The following is a 19,545-nucleotide window of genomic DNA, read 5'->3' as shown; positions in this document are numbered from 1 at the left end:
CCGGCCCCGTTCGTCAAGAGAGGCGCGCCTTCGATGCCCACCACGCTTCAGAACATCGTCTTCCCGCTGGCCAAGGATCCCGATGTGCTGCCGCTGTACGCCGACGCCGAGACCTGGACGGCCGTGCGCGGCCGGCCGGTGCGCCTGAGCCAGAATGCGCACATCGACAACGTGCTCTCGCGCAGCAGCGCACGCGTGCGCTCGGGGCAGCGCGTCTCGTTCGCGAGCTACTTCAACGCCTTCCCGGCCTCGTACTGGCAGCGGTGGACGGTGGTGGACCGGGTCGCGCTGACGCTGCGCACGCAGGGACCGGGCACGATCATCGTCTACCGCTCCAATGCGCGGGGCGTGCAGCAGCGCGTCGATTCGCGCCGGGTCGACGGCAGCGCCGAGAGCGTCTTCGAGCTGCCCCTCACGGCATTCAGCGACGGCGGCTGGTACTGGTTCGATCTCATCGCGAGCACCGACGATCTGATCCTGGAGAGCGGATCGTGGAACACCGAGGCCGATCCCGTCGCCACGGGCAAGCTGAGCCTCGGGATGACCACCTACAACAAGCCCGACTACTGCGTGGCGACGCTGGGGAACATCGCCGACGACCCCGCGCTGCTCGACGGCATCGACCGCATCTTCCTGGTCGACCAGGGCACGCGCCAGGTGCGCGACGAGGCCGGTTTCGACGCCGTCGCCGAGCGCCTGGGCGAGAAGCTGCGGGTGATCGAGCAGGGCAATCTCGGCGGCTCCGGCGGCTTCGCGCGTTCGATGGCCGAGACGCTCGAGCGCGAGCACACCGACTTCCTGCTGCTGCTCGACGACGACGTCGAGTTCGAGACCGAGAGCGCCCTGCGCGCCCTGCAGTTCGGCCGCTTCAGCCGCACCCCGGTGCTCGTGGGCGGGCACATGTTCGACCTGCTCGACAAGCCCGTGCTGCACGCCTGGGCCGAGGTGGTGCGGCCCGGCCCGTTCATGTGGGGGCCCTCGTTCGAGGAGCAGCACCGCCACGACTTCCGAACGCGCAATCTGCGCCAGACCAAGTGGATGCACGCCCGCCTCGACGCCGACTACAACGGCTGGTGGATGTGCATGATCCCGAAGAGCGTCATCGCCGAGATCGGCCTGTCGCTGCCCGCGTTCATCAAGTGGGACGACGCCGAGTACGGGCTGCGCGCGAAGGCCGCCGGCTACCGCACGGTGTCGCTGCCGGGTGTGGCGCTGTGGCACGTGTCGTGGATCGACAAGGACGACTCGCAGGATTGGCAGGCGTTCTTCCACACGCGCAATCGCATCGTCGCGGGTCTGCTGCACTCGGATCGGCCCGCGGGCGGCACGCTGCTGCAGAACAGCGGCCGGCAGGACATCAAGAAGCTGCTCAACATGCAGTACTACGCCGTGCAGCTGGCGGTCGACGGCATGCGCTCGGTGCTGCGCGGCCCCGGGGGCATGCACGACGAGATCGCGACGGACATGCCGCAGGCGCGCGCCCGGGCCGCCGACTTCCCGGAGACGCGCGTGTACCGCGCCGGCGACGCCGACACCCCCGTCTCCCGCGGCGGGCGGGCGCTGCCGCTGCTCGACGAGCCGAAGGGCCCCACCGGCCTGCGCCTGGCGCTCTTCACCGCCCGCATGCTCCCCCGGCACTGGCTGCGCGCGAGCAACGAGAGCGACATGCAGGCGCCCGAGCTCGAGTACCCGAAGCTCGACGCGACGTGGTGGCAGATCCCGCACCACAGCAGCGTGATCGTGGGGTCGGCCGACGGAGCGGGGAAGATGTGGTACCGGCACGACCGGGCGAAGTTCCGCCGGCTGCTGCGCGAGTCGCGCGCGCTCACGCGCGAGATCGAGAAGAACTGGGATCGACTCGCGCGCGAATACCGTGCGGCGCTGCCCCGGATCGCCTCGGTCGAGGAGTGGAAGCGGACCTTCGAGGGCCGCTAGCCCGACGAGCGGTCGCAGGGCGCGTGGATCCTGCGACTCGCACGCTCGCGCAGGACGACGATCGGCCAGTCCGTCATTCTGCGCGCAGTCGCAGAATCCACCGTGGGGCCGCGCGACCAGGCTCCTCGGAGCAGCTCCTCAGAGCAGCTCGGCGAGCCTGTTGTTGTACATCGACAGCGCCGACCCGATCGCCATGTGCATGTCGAGGTACTGGTAGGTGCCGAGGCGCCCGCCGAACAGCACCCGATCCTCGGCCTCGGTGAGCGCGCGGTACTTGAGCAGTCGCTCGCGATCCTCCGGCGTGTTCACCGGGTAGTACGGCTCGTCGTCGCGCGACGCGAAACGGGAGTACTCCCGCATGATCACCGTCTTGTCGGCCGGATACTCGCGCTCGGGGTGGAAGTGGCGGAACTCGTGGATGCGCGTGTAGGGCACGTCGGATCCCGCGTAGTTCATGACGCTCGTGCCCTGGAAGTCTCCGGTCGGCAGCACCTCCTGCTCGAAGTCGAGGGTGCGCCAGCCGAGCTCGCCCTCGGCGTAGTCGAAGTATCGATCCACCGGGCCCGTGTACACCACGGGCACCGTGCCCACCGTGGCCCGCTTGTTGAGGGGCTGCGACTCGTCAAAGAAGTCGGTGTCGAGCCGCACCTCGATGTTGGGGTGGTCGGCCATCCGCTCGAGCCACGCCGTGTAGCCGTCGGTCGGCAGGCCCTCGTGCGTGTCGTTGAAGTAGCGGTTGTCGTAGGTGTACCGCACCGGCAGCCGCGAGATCACCTCGGCGGGCAGCTCGGTCGTGGGGGTCTGCCACTGCTTCGACGTGTAGTCGCGAATGAAGGCCTCGTAGAGCGGGCGCCCGATGAGCGAGATGCCCTTCTCCTCGAGATTCTTCGCCGCCTTCGTGTCGAACTCCTCGGCCTGCTGGGCGATCAGCGCCCGCGCCTCGTCGGGCCCGTATGCCGCGCGGAAGAACTGGTTGATGGTGCCGAGGTTGATCGGCAGCGGGTAGACCTCTCCCTTGAAGTTCGAGTACACCTTGTGCACGTAGTTCGTGAACGTCGTGAACCGGTTGACGTACTCCCACACCGTCTCGTTGGAGGTGTGGAAGAGGTGCGCACCGTACCGGTGCACCTCGATCCCGGTCTCGGGCTCGGCCTCGGAATAGGCGTTGCCGCCGATGTGCGGGCGGCGGTCGATCACGACGACTCGCTTGCCGGCGCTCGCGGCGCGCTCGGCGATGGTGAGCCCGAAGAAACCTGATCCGACGACGAGAAGATCCATGCGCACCAGTCTATGGGTACTTTCGAAGCTCTCCCGTGTCACGTGTCCCGGGGCCCACGCCCTGCGCCTTCCAGCTTGATACCGCGCAGCATGAGAGTATAGGCCGGTAAGAAATCGGTCCACACACTGGCAAGGGGCGCATGTCAATCACGGTCTCGAAGACGGGGATCAGCATACCCGTGCTTTCCGAACGCGTGCGCTCGGTCGATATCTTCTTCGGAGAGGATCGCGTGTGGTCGATCGATCTCTTGGCCCCACCGGCTCTGCGCAAGGGCGAATACGCCTGGCCTGCCCCCATTGTCCCCTATCTCGTCGGTGCTACCGAAGTCTCACTTCGAGATTCAGGAACAGGCGAGCGGATCGCAGAAGTTCAGGCTCGATTCAGCGATGCCGACACAGTCACCCGAGTACGAGACGCCGACGGCATTCCGCTCGCCATAAACAAGTGGGGAAGGCTGGGAAAGACTCTGGAGCGAGGCAATTCAGGCGTTCAGCTTCGCATCCTCGATCGAACTGAAGAAGTGATCGCTCATCTCACCCAAATCGGGCTTCGCCCCTTCGTCGTCGGAGGCACACTTCTCGGAGGAGTGCGCGATCAGTCGTTGCTCCCCCATGATGACGACGCCGACGTCGCGTATCTCTCGGAGCACACCAACCCAGTGGATGTAGCCAGGGAGGGGTTCGAGGTCGGCCATATCCTCGAGAGCCTGGGATACGAGATCGTGCGCCACAGCGCCACCCACATGCAACTGTACTTCCGCGACGAGTTCGGCGCCCTCGATCACTACGTCGACGTGTTCGCAGCGTTCTTCAGCGAGGACGGGTGCATCAATCAACCGTTCCATGTACGCGGACGAATGCGACCCGACCAGATGTTGCCGTTCTCCACCGTCACCATTCAAGGACGCGAGTTCCCGGCACCGGCCGATCCAGAGAGCTGGCTCGTGATCAACTATGACGAGAATTGGCGCACGCCGATCCCGGGGTATCGTCTGGCGACCCCGATCGATACCGTCCGGCGTTTTCAGAACTGGTTCGGTTCGTTCCACCAGAGCCGCGATTTCTGGAACGACCACTACCGGCTTCTCGGTGTGGACGATGACACCCTCTGGCGCACTGGCGCCGAATGGATCCTTGCGCAGCACGAGAGCCTACGAGCGCCTTGGCTCGTAGACCTCGGCTGCGGCACGGGACGGCTCGGTGCGGAATTCGCGGCTTTGAATGCCTCGCGCAAGGTCATCGCTGCGGATTACTCGCCCTACGCGCTCGAGCGAGCGGCCGAGCAGCGATGCGACCGGTTCTCGGTGCACCATGTGAACCTCTTCCGCACCCAATCGCTCGCACTCCCCAGGCAGGCCGGGATCGATGGTCCGTTCGACCTCATCGGGAACCACCTCTTCGAGAGCCTCGGCCGGCACGCGCTGAACCAAGGGTTCCGAATTGCGCGCATGGCGCTTCGGTCAGGCGGCTCAGCCGTCGCAACGCTGTACGGGCGACGGGACCTCAACCGACCGCACGGAGACCCTATGGGCTGGGCGATCGCTCCGGCCTGGTTCGTCGAACGCGCCGCTCACTTCGGTTTGGACGCTGAGATCGTCAAGTTGAAGCCACGCTCGGAAGAGAAGCGCCGAGCGCCGTACGGGGTCCGCTTCTCATTGGCACCAGATATCCGCACCGCCACGAAGCCCAAGGAGAACTCATGATTCAGCGCCTGAAGCGACTCGCCCGCCGTGTCCTGAATATCTTCCCCTCGAGGCCCAACGCAGAGTTGCACGCCCGCATCGACCAGCTCGAACGCGAACTCGACGAGTACCGTCGCGACAGCCTTCGCGTCGCCGAGATGCTCGACATCATCGAAGCCCAGCTCACACCCGGTGGCCCCGGGCCAACAGCGAAGTAACCCCAGGGAGAGAACAGCGCACCATGGCCGAATCGTTCCACGAGACGCATCCGAACACCCATCCGATTCCTATCGTCGGGGCTTCGCTATCGCAGGATGGGCCGACCGCTCAGGTCGCCGCGGTCATCGTCACCTTCAACCGCTTAGCGAAACTCCCCAAGACCCTCGAGTCGGTGTTCGCCCAGTCGCACGCGCCTGCATGGGTCGTCGTCGTCAACAACAACTCGAGCGACGGCACTCAGGACTATCTCGACAGCCTCGACGATCCGAGGCTCGTCGTCATGCACCTCGCCGAGAACCTCGGGGGTGCCGGCGGGTTCGAGCATGGAATGGCGAAGGGCGTCAACCTCGGTGCCGATTACGTCTGGATCATGGACGATGACTGCTATCCGGACCCCAGCGCTCTCGAGACGCTGCTCGACCAGCGCGATCGCGCCTCGAAGGTGCTCGAGCACGAGGTGCCGTTCGCGTGCTCGCTCGTGAAGTTCGTCGACGGGTCGCTCTGCGAGATGAACAATCCCATCACCACTTGGGACTGGCCGCGCACATTCCTCGCCGGATTGAACTCACTGCTCGTCACAGAGTGCACCTTCGTCTCCGTGCTGGTGCCGAGCTGGGCGCTCAAGGAAGCGGGGCTTCCGCTCGGCGAGTACTTCATCTGGTTCGATGACAAGGAGTACACGAAGCGCCTCACGCGCGCCTACGGCCCCGGGATCATCTGCCTCGACAGCACGGTGGTGCACGACATGGGGGTGAACGCCGGGGTGAATTACCGTCAGGTCAATGCTGACAACCTCTGGAAGTTCTCGAAGGGCACCCGCAATCAAGCCTCATACCGCTACCACTACGAGGGCAGATTCTCCTACATCAGCTATGTGCGACGCGTGATCGTAGAGATGCGCCAGGGGAACGTGGCGAAGGGCGTCAAGAAGCAGATGCGTCGCGCGCTCTGGGCCGGACGGAAGTTCAATCCGCAACCGCGATTCCCGAACGACGCCCGCTACCGGCGAGCCTCGAACTGAGGCATCCAGTGCTCGATGACTTCTTCGGCCCGCACTGCGGCCCAAACATTGCCCATGAAGTTCAGCACTCAAGGGAACTTCACTTAGAGCACTTTGATGCGAATCCGCGGTGCGGCCACCGGATCCGCGAGGAGTTCGAAGGGAGTTCCTCTTGGTAGCATCACGCCTCCGTTCACCAGGCCATAGGGCACGCCTGGCCGCGGTTGGCGCGCTCCTCGCCACCGCCGCTGCACTTGCCGGCACTCTCACTCCCGCTGCGGCCTTCAATCGTGGTGAGCAGCCCTCGCAAGATGCGCCGGCAGAGTCGACTGCGCCGGGCTCGTCCGATCCAGAAGACCCGCAGCCCGCAGCACCAACTGGCGATCCGCTGCTCGAGGGGATGATCGAACCGGATGATACACCGGTCGCAGCCAACGACGCCCGCTTGGCCCTTCCGGGCGTGCCAGTCACGACCGACGCAGTAACCGCGACGACCATCGACCCCGCCTCCGGTCGTGCCTACGCCGCGACCCGTTCTGCCTCGCCTGCACGGCTCTACGCCGCCGACCCAACCGGCGAAGCAGCAACGATAGCGCACGATCTGCCCTTCGGTACGGGTTCATGGGACATGGCGCTCAGCGGTACGATGCTCGCGGTCGGCACCAGTGCACCGACGAGCCAGCGGTCAACCCAGGTGCTCGGTTTCGACACGCAGACCTCAACATTCACGGCTTCTGCGATCCTCCCAAAGTCGTCCATCGTGATGAGCATCATCGAAGACACCGTACTTGCAGCGCCAGACAACGGCCGCTGGTATTGGGCAGGAACATACGACGCCGCTGGAGCCAAGCTGTTCCGCGTCGACCTGAAAACGGGCAACGCGATCGACTACACGCCCGCGACAAGTTGGAGGTCATTTCGCTACGTCCGCTCCCTCGCCGCGGACGCAACGGGCCTTACGATCGGGCTCGGCAACCCCGCTGCGGTCTGGCGACTCGATCGGGCTTCGCAACAGCTCCACATGTGGTCCGAGGCCACGCAGGCGCTCAACGGACGATCAATCGCTTACTCAGCGGCGGCGACGAGCCCTGCCGACGGTTCCGCCCCGACCGTCATCATCGGCTCGGAAGCCGAGGCCTCTCTATTTGTGGGTTCTCCTCCGGGTAGTGATTCGCCCCCGGCGCGACGACTCTTACTGCCGGTCGATGGCATGACGATTGATCGGATCGTCATCGACACAGCGAATGCGCGGGCATGGTTTACGGTCCGCCCAGAGGCGTCGCTATACTCACTTGACCTCGACGACCCCGCTTCGACGCCGGTCGCGCGCGGGGTTCCCGAGCCAGGCAGCGAGACCCGCTCCCTCCAAGTGATCGATGGCATGGTCCAGGGGGTGACTGGCACGAGCGAATTGTGGATCTTTGACCCGTCCACCGACAGCGTGCTGCCCGGCGGAAAGCTGATCCCCGCCGACCAGGAACTGCGCGACGCAATTCCACAGGGTGTCGTCGAGTTCGGGAATCGTCTCTTGGTGGGGGGCCACTGGCGCTACCAAGTGCACGGGGATCCCTCAGTTCAGCAAGTTCGCATCCCCGGTGAACCCAAGGCACAGGTCGTCGTCGGCGACAAACTCTACTCGGCAATCTATCCATCTGCTTCGGTCTACGAGCTCGACTCCTCACTCAATGTGAGCAAGGTGGCGATGTTGGGGAAAGGGCAAATGCGACCTGCTGCGATCGCTTACAGTCCAGGGCTCGACAAGCTCGTCGTTGCGACGGGGCCCACCTACGGGAACTACGGAGGAGGCGTGAGCCTCGTCTCCCGAGCCCCAGGCTCGATCCCAGAAGTCTTCACGGCACCAGTAGGCCGCCACCAAGTCTCAGCCATCGAACCAGGCGACACCGATCTCTTCCTCGGAACCTCGACAATCGGCGAGGCGCAGCCCGCGCTGCCAAACGAACGCGCGCGAGTGCTGCGCTGGCAGGCCGACGGTGACGACGAGACAGGGACCGTGGTCTGGAGCACGACCCTTCCGGTGCAAGTCACAAAGGTCAACGGGGTCCACCTCACTGCTGACGAGTCCGGTCGCCAGCTCATAGTGGCCGCGGACCCGACGACCGGGGCGCAAGGGTGGCTCTTTGGTCTGGATCCAGACACGGGCGCGGTCCTCTGGAAGCAGCAGGTTGAAGGCCCAATCCGGTCGATGAAGGGCTCGCAGGATTATCTTGCGATGTACATCTCATCGACGATTCAGCAGATCGGAGTCTCTCGTTCCGGCGCGATCCTCACGGACATTCGTGACTTCGGTACCAGCATCGTTCCATCGTTCATCTCGATCCCAGACACGCCTTCCACCACCCAGCGCATCGCATATGTCGGGGCCGGCGCAAACGGCATTGCCGGCATCGCGGAGCAGGGAACCCCGCGCGTCCCGACTCGCGTCGCGGGCGTCGACAGGTACGCTACGGCTGTCGCAGTCTCCCGGCAAACGTACGGAAGTGCGAGCACAGTGGTGCTCGCACGAGGGGATGACTTCGCCGATGCGCTCTCGGCCGGGCCGCTTGCCGCAGCGTTGGACGCTCCCATCCTGCTCGCCAAGCCCGACGGCCGGCTTACGCCCGACACCGTCGCGGAGATTGCCCGGCTCGGCGCGACCAAGGCGCTCCCTGTGGGTGGGACCGGCGCGATTCCCGATGCAATCGCAGGGGAACTGCCACCTGGCGTTTCGCTCGACCCGCATCGACCCCAGGGCTCGAACCGCTACGAGACCTCCGTCGCGGTGGCGGAACGTCTCGAAGCTGAGCTTGGAGGGACTCCGCGTGATACATTCGCGGCAACGGGACGAGACTTCGCGGACGCCATCGCTGCTGTACCGGCGGCGGTCATGACGAAGCGCGCGATCGTGCTCTACGACGACACCGCCGCGGCACGCACCGCGAAGGCGTACCTCGAAGCGCGATCCGTCGACGCTCTCGGTGGCCCGGCCCTGACCGCGCTTCGCGCGGCCGGCCTGCAACCGACACGCTCAATTGTCGGGTCCGACCGCTTCGACACTGCGGAGCAGATTGGGTTGACCTACTTCGGCAAGACGGCATACGCATACATTGCCCCCGGAATGGACTTCCCCGACGGACTCGCAGCCGGTGTCCTCGCTGGGCGTACTGGCTCGCCGCTGCTTCTCTCGCGCCCCACAGCGCTCACGTCGCCGACAACGAACGCGCTGCTGAACGGTAGGGGCTCACAGCGAGTTACCTTGGTCGGCGGCATCGGTGTGCTGGAACCCCGCCTCGAGCAGGTGATCGCCGATCTCCAGTAGCCCGAAGAAGAATCCGAAGCCCGGAATCCTTCTTGGGCCCCAGACCGAGGCCTGCGCCGGAGCACATGCGCCGGCAGAGGTGCTCTATGCGCCGATCACGACGCGCGGGACGCCCGTCCACTTCGCAGCGTCGGTGGCATTGCGTCCGTCGGCGAAGAGCTTGATACCAGGGAAGTCGGCGGGTCCGAGCGCCAGGTAATCGGCGTGGTCGGCCTGCAGGATCGCCACGTCGACCGGGTCGCCGATGGAGTGAGCGGTGAAGCCGTAGCCCGCGAGTTCCTCATCCGAGAACAGCGGGTCGTGCACGGTCACGATCGCGCCGCGAGCGGTGAGCTCCTCGACGGTCGGGAAGACGCCCGAGACCGCGGTCTCCTTGACGCCGCCGCGGTAGGCGGCGCCGAGCACGACAACGCGCTGGCCCGACAGGTCGCCGATGGTCTGCTGCACGCGATCCACGACGTAGGCGGGCATCGTCGCGTTGTAGTTGCGGGCGGTGCGCACGATGTCAGCGTCGGGATCCGTCGACAGATAGAGGCGCGGATAGACGGGGATGCAGTGGCCGCCGACGGCGATGCCTGGCCGGTGGATGTGGCTGAAGGGCTGCGAGTTGCAGGCCTCGATGACCTTGTAGACGTCGATGCCCGCGGTGTCGGCGAAACGCGCGAACTGGTTCGCGAGGCCGATGTTGACGTCGCGGTAGGTGGTCTCCGCGAGCTTCGCCATCTCGGCGGCCTCGGCCGTGCCCATATCCCAGACGCCGTTCGGGCGGGGGAGGTCGATACGCTCATCGAAGGTGAGCACGGCCTCGTAGAACTCGATCGCCTTGCGCGTCCCGGCCTCGTTCAGGCCGCCGACGAGCTTCGGGTACTTCTTGAGATCGGCGTACACGCGGCCTGTGAGCACGCGCTCGGGCGAGAAGACGAGGTGGAAGTCGGTGCCCTCGCGGAGGCCCGAGACCTGCTCGATGAGCGGCTTCCAGCGCGTGCGAGTGGTGCCGACGGGCAGTGTGGTCTCGTACGAGATGAGTGTGCCCGGGGTCAGGTGCTCCGCCAAAGACTGCGTCGCGGCGTCCATCCACTTGAAGTCGGGCTGCCAGGTCTCCTCGTCGACGAGCAACGGCACCACGAGCACGACCGCGTCGGCGCCGGGGATGGCGTCGGCGTAGTCCGTGGTCGCGCGAAGCTTGCCCGAAGGGACGAGCTCGGCGAGCTTCTCGGCGAGGCCTGCCTCGCCGGGGAACGGCTCCTCGCCGCGGTTGATGCACTCGATGAGCGCCTGGTTGACGTCGACGCCGACCACGTCGTGCCCCATGGAGGCGTACTGCGTGGCGAGCGGGAGGCCGATCTTGCCGGTTGCGACTACTACGATCTTCACGAGTGAAGAGTCTACCGGCGCTCGGCCGGAATTGATGGGACCGTTCTCAGACGGCGAGCAGTCCTTCGAGCCGCTGCCGGATCCCGGCGCTCTGCGACTCGAAGCTCAGTTCGTGGGCTGCACGATCGGCTGCGCGCTTCCACTCATCGATCTGCGCACGGGAGAGCGACGCGACCGATCGCACGAGGTCTGCGAGTTCGAAGGACTCGCTGACCGCCCCAAGCCCGTACCGCTCCAGCTCGCGCACCATCTCCTCGCTCGGCCCGATCGCCATGCCGATCCTCGCCTGGACGTAGTCGAAGAACTTGTTCGGGAGAGTCAGGCGGGCGTTAGTGTGCGTCGGCGGGATCCAGAATACGCCGAGATCAAACGCCGAAAGGGTCGACGGCAGCTCCGCCGGCGCGACGGGATCCCGGAAGCGGATCCGTTCGCTGCCTCCGGCGATCCGTTGCAGCTCGCGCAGGTGCGCACCGCCGTCGCCGGCAGCCACCAGGTAGAGGTCGAGGGTGAACCGCTCGGGCAGCTGCGTGAAGGCCTCGACCATGGTCTCCAGCCCGCGGCCGTGGATCGCCGCGCCGCTGTGCACGCATCGGATAGTCTCGTCCGCCGCGTCCCCGGCTCGCACGGGGATATCGCGGAACGGTCCGGCGTTCGTCATGAGTCGCGCATCGACGCCGAAGCGCTCGCGGTAGAGCTCGACGATCCCGTGAGACACCGTCGTGACGAGCGCGGCCCGCGGCAGGTACGTCTCGCAGAGATGCACCATGAGCGGCGCGACGAGCAGGCGCCAGGACAGGATGTGCGTCCGCTCCTCGGGCGCCCACTCGTGCAGATCGGCCCAGACGGGCGCGTCGCCGGCCAGTCGGAACGCGAGGTCGAGCACGCGCGCGTCGTTCGCGACGACGAGGTCCCAGGGGCCGATGATGCCCTGCTCGAGCACGTATCGCGCGGCCGGGGCCGAGCACTCGGCGGCCCGGTGCGCGCGCACAGCGAGCTTCGCGACGCCGCCGGCGGTCTGCGGTAGAGTCGACAGACCGTCCGGCACCCGAATGTGCCGGGTTGCGCCCGCGGGTGCATCGCCGAAGCCGATCGTGGTAACCTCTCCGAGCTCGGCCAGCAGACTGATCTGCCGCAGCACGCGGGCGTCACGCTCGATCGGGGTCAGCGAGGTGCAGAGGATCTGTTTCGCGGTACTCGTCACGCCGCGAGTGTACCGTGGACTGCTCGCGGTAACGGTCGGCGGCCGCACACCGAGCCACCGGGTAGACTCGTCGGAACCGAGTCGAGAGCCGATTCGCGTCGTGAGGAGCCCCGGTTTGCAGGTCGTGATCGTCTCGCGGATCTACCTTCCGGAGCCGTCCGCCGCGTCATTCTTCCTGAGCACGCTCGCGGCCGAGCTGGTGGATCGCTCCCACGACGTGACGGTGCTCACCGTTCGACCGCCGAAGGGCTACGTGGTCCCCGAGCGCCCGGAGGCCCTGCGCCTGTTCCCCGTGCTCCGCGACCGAAGCGGCTACGTACGCGGGTATCTGCAGTACCTCAGCTTCGACGTACCCCTGGCATTCCGGCTTCTCTTCCGCAAGCGGCCCGACGTAGTCGTCGTCGAACCGCCGCCCACCACTGGGGCCGTCGTGCGCGCGATCTGTCGTCTGCGCGGAATCCCTTACGTCTACGACGCCGCCGATCTCTGGTCGGTCGCCGCCGCGCACGCGACATCATCATCGCTGGTGCTGCGGGTTCTCGAGCGTCTGGAGCGCTGGGCGATCGGCGGCGCCGACCGGGTGATCACCATCTCGACATCAGTCGCCGACCGCATCAAGGCCTGGGGCATCCGGAAGCCCGTCGATGTCACCGGCCGCGGGGCGGACACCGCCCAGTTCCACTACTCCCCCGCGCCGCTCCGCACCGAGTTTGTCTACGCGGGCAGCGCTTCCGCGTGGCACGGAGCGATTGTCCTGATCGATGCGTTCGCCGAGTTCTCGAGCAGTCACCCCGAGTACCTGCTCCGCTTCATCGGCCACGGCACCGAGCACCCCGCGATCGCGGCGCGCGCCGAAGAGCTCGGCGTTTCGGACTCGATCGTGTTCGACGAGCCGGTTGAACCGGCGGAGCTCGCGCGCGAACTGTCCGGCGCTGCGGCCTCGCTGGCGACGCTGCTGCCCGAAGGTGGCTACGAGTTCGCCTTCGCAACGAAGGCGTACTCCTCGCTGGCGAGCGGATGCCCGGTGATATTCGCCGGCCCCGGTCCAACTGGCGCGTTCCTGGACGCCGCGAGCTCGACAGCGCCGGTCGGCACCGCTGTCAACTACAGTCCCGAGGCGATTGCCGAAGCGATGCGCACGGTCGCGGAGCGTCCCGTTCTTCCCGAGTCCCGCCCAGGCCTCTCTGAGTGGGCCGATCAGCACGTCTCCATGCGGGCCGCGGCGCGCCGGGCCGCGGCCGCCATCGAGTTCAGCGGCTCACAGACGCGACGGAAGCGAGCCCGATCATGAGCGCTGCTCCGCGGCTCTCGGCGGTCATCCCGTGCTTCAACGGTGAGCGCACGCTCCCGCGCCAGCTTGACGCTCTGCTCGCGCAGGACTCAGACGTGCTCCGCGAGATCGTCGTCGCCGACAACATGTCGACCGACGGCACAAAAGCGGTGATCGAGGCATACGCCGACCGAGACGAACGCGTGCGCTACATCTTCGCTGGCCGGGGCCAGGGCCCGGTCTTCGCCCAGAACGACGGTGTGCGGGCCAGCACCGGCGACTACGTGATGCTCTGCGGAGCCGACGACGAGGTGCAGCCGGGCTGGGCCGCCGCGTTCGCCGCGAAGTTCCGCGAAGGCGCCGACATCGTCGCCTGCACAATCGTGCGTACTGCCGAGAGCGGCGAGGTACTCGAAGAGATCTCCGCGTTGAGCGACGCCGCATGGCCGGGCCGATTCACGGTCGGCGGTGGCCAGGCCGGTTTCGCCCGCTCGGTGTTCGACTCACTCGGCGGGCTCGATGAGACGTTCGCCGGCGCGGCGGAGGACGTGGACTTCTTCTACCGCGCCCAGCTCGCCGGGCACCGGGTGGTGTTCGCCCCCGAGGCCCGCTTCTCCTACTACTCCCGCCCAACGGGGCGGGAGATCATGCACCAGCGCATGGGGTGGGGGCTCAGCCGCACGCAGCTCTACGCGAAGTTCCGCTCGCAGGGCATGCCCCGCCGCAGCCGGTTCCTCGCGCCGATCGTCCTCGCAACAAACACCGTGAAACTGATCCTGGCCGCTCGCGACGAGTCGCGCCGAAACGCCGCGTACGCCGGTATCGGAACGAACCTGGGACTGATACGCGGGTCGGTCCGATACCGCTGTTGGTACCTCTGATCAGGCGGCCAGCAGGCCGGCGACCAATTCCAGCCACGCACGCTGTTGCGCCTGCGCACTGAGCTCGCGCGCGTGCACGTCGGCGTTTGCCTTCCACGCGGCGACCGTAGAGGGTTCGAGCGCGTCAAGCGCCGCGACCACGGCGTCCTCGTCGAAGCCCTCCGCCACGGAGCCGAGGTTGTATTCGCGGAGCAGCTTCGCCATGTCGGCCGTCGGCCCGATCACCATGCCGAGCCGCGCCTGCACCGAATCGAAGAACTTGTTCGGCAAAGCGAGCTCAATGTTCGTATTCGTCGGCGGCAGCACGTGGAGACCAGCATCGTAGCGGTTCAGCGTCTCCACCAACTCAGCGTGCGGTACCGGCGGGTGCAGGGTAATCCGCGGCCCCAGCTCTGCCGCCAAGGCCTGCAACTCCCGCCCGAACGGGGTGTCCTGTTGGGTCATATAAAGATCGAGGGTAAGGTCGGTTCGCGATCGCGCAGCCGCCCGCATCATCACCTCCGGGCGCCGGTTCGCGGCTGTGACTCCGGCGTGCACGAGCCGGATGGTGTCGCCGACGGCGCCGGGCGCGAGGTCCTCTCGATAGGGAGCCGCATTGCGCACCACTCCACAGGGGATCCCGAACTCCGAGCGGTAGCGCTCGGCAATCGTGTCGGAGACCGTCGTGGCCGCGCCGGCCCGCGTTCCGCGCCGCAGTAGCCACTCCTGGTAGGGCTTGCGCACCTGCACCCAGACGGGGATGTCGTCGTGCAGACCCGGGTAGAACTCGTGCAGGTCGAGGAGCACGCGCTCGGGCACGACGAGCCGGTAGGCCAGCGGCAGCGTCTCGAGCTCGTTCGCGATCACCGTGTCGAATCGGCGCCCGCGCAGCAGGTCGGCCGCTCGCCGTGAGCGGAAGTCCGTGGCGAACGCTACCCCGTAGAGGCGGCTGCGCACGAGAGCCGCCTCGAGGTATTTCGCGGCAACGGGCACCGAGGGGTCGAGTCGGATGTGCTCGATGTCGGGTCGGACCGCCTCCCCGTACCCGCAGGTCACGACCTCGAAGTCCTCTGCGAAGAGCAGCGCCTGCTTCTTTACCCGCGCGTCGTGCACGATCTCGGTGAAGGACAGGACGAGCAGTGTCGGCTTGGCGCCGTTGCGCGATGCGGCGTTCATAGCAGTCCGGCGAGCTCGGCCTGGAGCCGGAACTCCGGAACCTGCTCGACCACCTCCTCGAAGGTTCCGTTGCCGAGGATCTCGCCCCGGTCGAGATAGCAGACCTGGTCGTACTCGCGGATCGTGGCGAGTCGGTGCGCGACCGTGATGAAGGTCACTTCGCCCTGCAGCTCGCGCATCGATTCCGTGACGCGGTTCTCGGTCGCGGTGTCGAGGGCGCTCGTCGCCTCGTCCATCACCATGACGAAGGGATCGGAGTACAGTGCGCGGGCGATCCCGAGACGCTGCTGCTGCCCGCCAGAAATGGACGCGCCGCGCTCGCCCACGCGCTCCTCGATGCCCGCGCCGCGGTCGGCAAGTTCTCCGAGGTGCGCGCGCTGGAGCGCGTGTATGACGCGTTCGGAGTCGTAGTCGGACTCCCAGGTGAGCGCGACGTTCTGCGCGATCGAGGCGTCGAACAGCGCGACGCGCTGCGGAACGTACCCAACACGATTCCGCCACTGCCGCATGACGTCGCGCAACTCCGCGCCATCGATCCGCATCGACCCGCTCGTCGGAACGCTCAGACCGAGCAGCAGATCGATGAGCGTCGACTTCCCGGAACCCGACGGACCGACGATCGCGAGGCTCGAGCCGAAGGGCACCTTGAAACTCACGTTCGACAGCACGTCGTCGGCGGCGCCCGGATACCGGAAGTGGACGTTCTCGAGGGTGAGGCTCTGTGGTCCCGTGGGGAGTTCGGCGACGTCCTGATGCTCCTCTTGGATACCGGTGCCGCTCCGCAGATCGGTGAGCTCCCGGATCACGTCCTGGGCGTAAACCTGGTTCGCCGCGGCGGAGGTGAAGCTCGCCTGCACCGCGTTCATCGCGGGCATCATGCGGAAGCCGCTCGCGGCGAACAGCGAGATCGCGACGAGGGCCTCGGAGAAGCCGCCTCGCAGGTACGCGGCGCCGCCGATGATAAGGAACCCACCGATGAGCGCCGATTCGAAGGCGTACTTGGGTACGATCCCCAGGAACGAGATGTTCGCACGGGCGCGCGTCGCGACGGAGCGGTTCTTCGAGACCACACGACCGATCTCGTCGAGCTTGTCGCGCAACACGACCTCCTTGAGCGCGTCGACCATCTCGGTCATGATCGTCGCCGCCCGGTAGGCGTACTTCCGGTTGTTCCGACCGGCCCGCTGAGAACGCCGCGACACGACGAACAACATGAACGCGGAGACCAGCGACAGGTAAACGAACGCGATGAGCGCGGTGAACGGCTGCGCGACGACGAGCACCGCGAGAGCCGAGACGAAGGTCAGCGCGTTGCCTGGGATCTGCGACAGCGGAAGGATGAAGCCGATGTTCGTGTTCGCCATCGAGCTGTCGACCACACGCGTCACCTCGGCGGTGCTCATCTGGGAGCGCTTCTCCCAGCTCGCGCGCGTGTATCCGCGGAAAAGCTGGTCGCCGACGTAGAGCTCGTAGCGCGCGAAGCGCCGAGTCGCGAACCAGTGCAGGACCACGGCGAAGACGCCCTTCAAGATGAAGAGCACGCAGATCGCGACCACGATCCAGATCGTGGCATTCTGCGGCATGACGCCGAGCAGCGGGAGCTCGATCGGCTTCCCGGAGGCGAGCGGCGTCACCACGAGCACGATGAGCGCGAGCGCCAGCGTGTCGAGGATCGCGAGCAGCCCCGTCGCGATGGAGTACCTGACGTAATAGGACTTCGCGCCCTCGGGCAAGACCGTGAACAGTTTCCGCAGGGTCGTCCAGATACTTTTCATCGTTCTCCTCGGTCGAGCCAATCGGCCAGCACCCGACCGCTGCGGTCGCCGTTGTGGATGCGGTGCACGTATTCTGGCCCTGCGGCCGCGCGTGCGAGTGCCTCAGCAGGGTCGGTCAGTACCGCGGTCAGCACGTCGCGCAGGTCGTCGTGCCGCGCCTGGACGATCGGCAAGCGATGCCCGGTGAGCTCCGCGACCCGTTGCCGGTCGAGGTCCGGAACGTGAGAGATCACGATCCGTCCTGCGGCCATCGCCTCGCACGCCGCAACTCCGTACGGACCGGCGCGGAACTGATCCAGCACGATGTCTGCGCCCCGGTAGAGTTCGGGCATCTCGGCGTGCGGCACGCCGGTCACCCGCCGGTAGTCGACGATGCCGGAGGCGTGCAGCTCGTTCAGCAGCGGTTCGATCAGGTCGGTGCCCTTGATCAGAGACTTCGACGGCACGTGCACGACCCGCGGCACGCCGCCGTGCGAGAGCGGAGCCGGCGCGCCGGCCCAGTCCTCGGGGCTGACGACGACCGGGAGCCAACTTGCGTGCGGCACTTCGGTCAGCAGATCCACCGTAGAGACGAAGACCGGGAGCCCGGATTCTTCGATGAGCCGCCGGCTGCGCTTCGTGACCCCGGACATGGTCGCGGTGAACTCTGCGTCGGCGCCGAAGTAGGAATCGCGGTCGGCACGGATCCGGGTCCCAGGATCCCGGATATCGCTGCCGTGGAAGATGAGCCCGACCTGCGTACCCGCACGCTGAAGCAGGTCGGCCTGCTCGAGCGCGTCGGTTCCCCGGAAGCGTCCGAGGACCCCGCGGTTCGATTCGACCAGCACCGCGCGGTACTCGGAGAGCGCCACGAACTGCCGCCGCTGCCACGCCTTCGAGAACGCCGCGTACCCCGCGTGGACCGTCAGGTCCGCCGGGAACCGGAACACGTCGTCGGAGACAATCTGCATGCTCGTCGCACGGGTCCCGGTGCGTGCGAGTTCGAGCGCTCGAGCCCACTGATCGCCCTGCCCTGCGCTGTTCGCTGGCCCGATGAATACGCGTTCATCGGGCCCGCCCACCGGAGTCGGTTCCGGCTTCAGCACACCCCGTTGCATGAGTCGTGCCATGGTCAGCGCCTGGAGCGCGCGCGATTTCAGCGTTGCGAAAGGACTCACGGGTCGCCGCTGGCTCACCGTCCGGCGCGCACGACCGCGGCGACGGCGGTCACGATGCGTTCGAGGTCGCCCTCGGTGAGCGACGGATGAACCGGGAGCGAGAGCACCTCGCGGGCGGCCCGCTCGGTCTCGGGCAGGTCGAGCCCCGGGGCGAAGTGCGCGAGCGACGGCAGGCGGTGGTTCGGGGTCGGGTAGTAGACCCCCGAGCCCACGCTGTGCTCCTCCTTCAGCGCGGTGTGGATACGGTCGCGCTCGCCCGCGTCGAGGCGGACGGTGTACTGGTGGTAAACGTGGACGGCGTTCTCGTGGACCTTCGGCGTCCGCACACCGTCGATCTCGGCGAGCCCGGCGTTCAACGCAGCGGCGTTCCGCTGGCGCCGCGCGGTCCAGCCGTCGACCTTGGCCAGCTGCACGCGGCCGATGGCCGCGTGGATGTCGGTCATGCGGGTGTTGAAACCGATAACCTCGTTCGCGTACTGCGTCTCCATGCCCTGGTTGCGCAGCAGGCGCAACTGCCGGGCGATCTCCTCGGTGGAGCAGGTCACCATGCCGCCCTCGCCCGAGGTCATGTTCTTGGTCGGGTAGAGGCTGAACATGGCGAACGCGCCGAGGGTGCCGACCGGACGGCCGTCCCAGCTCGCGCCGTGCGCCTGCGCCGCGTCCTCGTAGATCGCGAGGCCGTGCTCCTGCGCGATCGCCTCGATCTGGTCGACCAGGAACGGGTGCCCGTAGAGGTGCACGGGCATGATCCCCTTGGTGCGCGGCGTGATCGCCGCGCGCACCGCCTCGGGATCGAGCGTGAAGAAGTCGGGCTCGATGTCGACAAACACCGGTTTCGCCCCGGTGAGCGCGACCGAGTTGCCCGTCGCAGCGAAGGTGAACGACGGCACGATGACCTCATCGCCCGGGCCGACGCCCGCGGCGAGGAGCCCGAGGTGCTGACCGCTGGTCCCCGAGTTGACGGCGACCGTGGTGCGTCCCTGCACGAAGTGCTCGGCGAACTCCTGCTCGAAGGTCTTCACCTCGGGGCCCTGAGCGATCATGCCGGAGCGCAGCACGCGATCTACGGCCGCGCGCTCCTCGTCGCCGATGATGGGCTTCGCTGCAGGGATGAACTCGGGTGCCATGGATATGCGACCTTTCTGAAACGGGCGCGCTGGGTCAACGCAACCACGAGAATACCGTGCCCGAGCCGAGCACGCCGTGAGATCGCACTCGGGAACTGTGACTCACCGTCGACCAAGGCATCGCCCCGAACTGACTCGAACGCATCGATGGACATGTTCATACGAGATCAAAATC

Annotated in this window: 14 protein-coding genes; 7 read left to right on the top strand and 7 right to left on the bottom strand. The window is 66.8% G+C overall.

Annotated features, from left to right (window positions below):
* Window positions 1-33: 33 nt before the first annotated feature.
* A complete protein-coding gene (locus EVS81_RS11775) occupies window positions 34-1,935 on the top strand; it encodes a glycosyltransferase (protein ID WP_130110560.1) in 1,902 nt (633 codons plus the stop codon).
* Between the two features lie 138 nt (window positions 1,936-2,073).
* Here EVS81_RS11775 and glf read toward each other — a convergent pair whose 3' ends face one another.
* On the bottom strand, window positions 2,074-3,213 hold the full coding sequence (glf, locus tag EVS81_RS11770) for a UDP-galactopyranose mutase (RefSeq protein WP_205879330.1): 1,140 nt from the start codon (window positions 3,211-3,213) through the stop codon (window positions 2,074-2,076).
* A gap of 140 nt (window positions 3,214-3,353) precedes the next feature.
* On the opposite strand from glf, the gene EVS81_RS11765 reads away from it, so the two are divergent.
* The 4 genes from EVS81_RS11765 to EVS81_RS11750 all read left to right on the top strand — a co-directional run bounded on the left by EVS81_RS11765 (window position 3,354) and on the right by EVS81_RS11750 (window position 9,430).
* The gene (locus tag EVS81_RS11765; RefSeq protein WP_130110558.1) at window positions 3,354-4,916 is read left to right on the top strand and encodes a methyltransferase domain-containing protein; all 1,563 of its coding nucleotides are present in this window, start codon (window positions 3,354-3,356) and stop codon (window positions 4,914-4,916) included.
* The gene (locus tag EVS81_RS11760) at window positions 4,913-5,113 is read left to right on the top strand and encodes a DUF6752 domain-containing protein (protein ID WP_130110557.1); all 201 of its coding nucleotides are present in this window, start codon (window positions 4,913-4,915) and stop codon (window positions 5,111-5,113) included. Before EVS81_RS11765 ends, EVS81_RS11760 begins: the two co-directional genes overlap by 4 nt.
* Window positions 5,114-5,136: 23 nt before the next feature.
* Window positions 5,137-6,135 carry a glycosyltransferase family 2 protein gene (locus EVS81_RS11755; RefSeq protein WP_130110556.1) on the top strand — a complete coding sequence of 333 codons (999 nt, stop codon included), beginning with the start codon at window positions 5,137-5,139 and terminating at the stop codon, window positions 6,133-6,135.
* A gap of 151 nt (window positions 6,136-6,286) precedes the next feature.
* On the top strand, window positions 6,287-9,430 hold the full coding sequence (locus tag EVS81_RS11750; RefSeq protein ID WP_130110555.1) for a cell wall-binding repeat-containing protein: 3,144 nt from the start codon (window positions 6,287-6,289) through the stop codon (window positions 9,428-9,430).
* 84 nt (window positions 9,431-9,514) lie between these two features.
* Here the strand turns inward: EVS81_RS11750 and EVS81_RS11745 are convergent, their stop codons facing one another.
* Both EVS81_RS11745 and EVS81_RS11740 read right to left on the bottom strand, forming a co-directional pair.
* A complete protein-coding gene (locus EVS81_RS11745; RefSeq protein WP_130110554.1) occupies window positions 9,515-10,804 on the bottom strand; it encodes a nucleotide sugar dehydrogenase in 1,290 nt (429 codons plus the stop codon).
* Between the two features lie 46 nt (window positions 10,805-10,850).
* Window positions 10,851-12,005, bottom strand: coding sequence for a glycosyltransferase family protein (locus EVS81_RS11740; protein WP_130110553.1), 1,155 nt, complete (start codon window positions 12,003-12,005; stop codon window positions 10,851-10,853).
* A gap of 124 nt (window positions 12,006-12,129) precedes the next feature.
* Here EVS81_RS11740 and EVS81_RS11735 point away from each other — a divergent pair, with 124 nt between their 5' ends.
* Both EVS81_RS11735 and EVS81_RS11730 read left to right on the top strand, forming a co-directional pair.
* Window positions 12,130-13,296: a glycosyltransferase gene (locus EVS81_RS11735; RefSeq protein ID WP_240740076.1), complete on the top strand. Its 1,167-nt coding sequence runs from the start codon at window positions 12,130-12,132 to the stop codon at window positions 13,294-13,296.
* Complete coding sequence (locus EVS81_RS11730) at window positions 13,293-14,156, top strand: glycosyltransferase family 2 protein (RefSeq protein WP_130110551.1); 864 nt, start codon at window positions 13,293-13,295, stop codon at window positions 14,154-14,156. Before EVS81_RS11735 ends, EVS81_RS11730 begins: the two co-directional genes overlap by 4 nt.
* Here EVS81_RS11730 and EVS81_RS11725 read toward each other — a convergent pair whose 3' ends face one another.
* The 4 genes from EVS81_RS11725 to EVS81_RS11710 form a co-directional block, all read right to left on the bottom strand.
* Window positions 14,157-15,311 carry a glycosyltransferase family protein gene (locus EVS81_RS11725; protein WP_130110550.1) on the bottom strand — a complete coding sequence of 385 codons (1,155 nt, stop codon included), beginning with the start codon at window positions 15,309-15,311 and terminating at the stop codon, window positions 14,157-14,159. It lies immediately after the preceding gene.
* A complete protein-coding gene (locus EVS81_RS11720) occupies window positions 15,308-17,086 on the bottom strand; it encodes an ABC transporter ATP-binding protein (RefSeq protein WP_130110549.1) in 1,779 nt (592 codons plus the stop codon). Before EVS81_RS11720 ends, EVS81_RS11725 begins: the two co-directional genes overlap by 4 nt.
* On the bottom strand, window positions 17,083-18,195 hold the full coding sequence (locus EVS81_RS11715; RefSeq protein ID WP_130110548.1) for a glycosyltransferase family protein: 1,113 nt from the start codon (window positions 18,193-18,195) through the stop codon (window positions 17,083-17,085). Before EVS81_RS11715 ends, EVS81_RS11720 begins: the two co-directional genes overlap by 4 nt.
* Window positions 18,196-18,257: 62 nt before the next feature.
* Window positions 18,258-19,370 (bottom strand): DegT/DnrJ/EryC1/StrS family aminotransferase, encoded by a 1,113-nt coding sequence (locus tag EVS81_RS11710; RefSeq protein WP_130110547.1) that lies wholly within the window; start codon window positions 19,368-19,370, stop codon window positions 18,258-18,260.
* Window positions 19,371-19,545: the final 175 nt, after the last annotated feature.

This window comes from Leucobacter triazinivorans (assembly GCF_004208635.1).
GTDB lineage: Bacteria > Actinomycetota > Actinomycetes > Actinomycetales > Microbacteriaceae > Leucobacter > Leucobacter triazinivorans.
The sequence above is the reverse complement of the archived record's forward strand: the minus strand, read 5'-3'. Positions and strand labels throughout refer to the sequence as shown.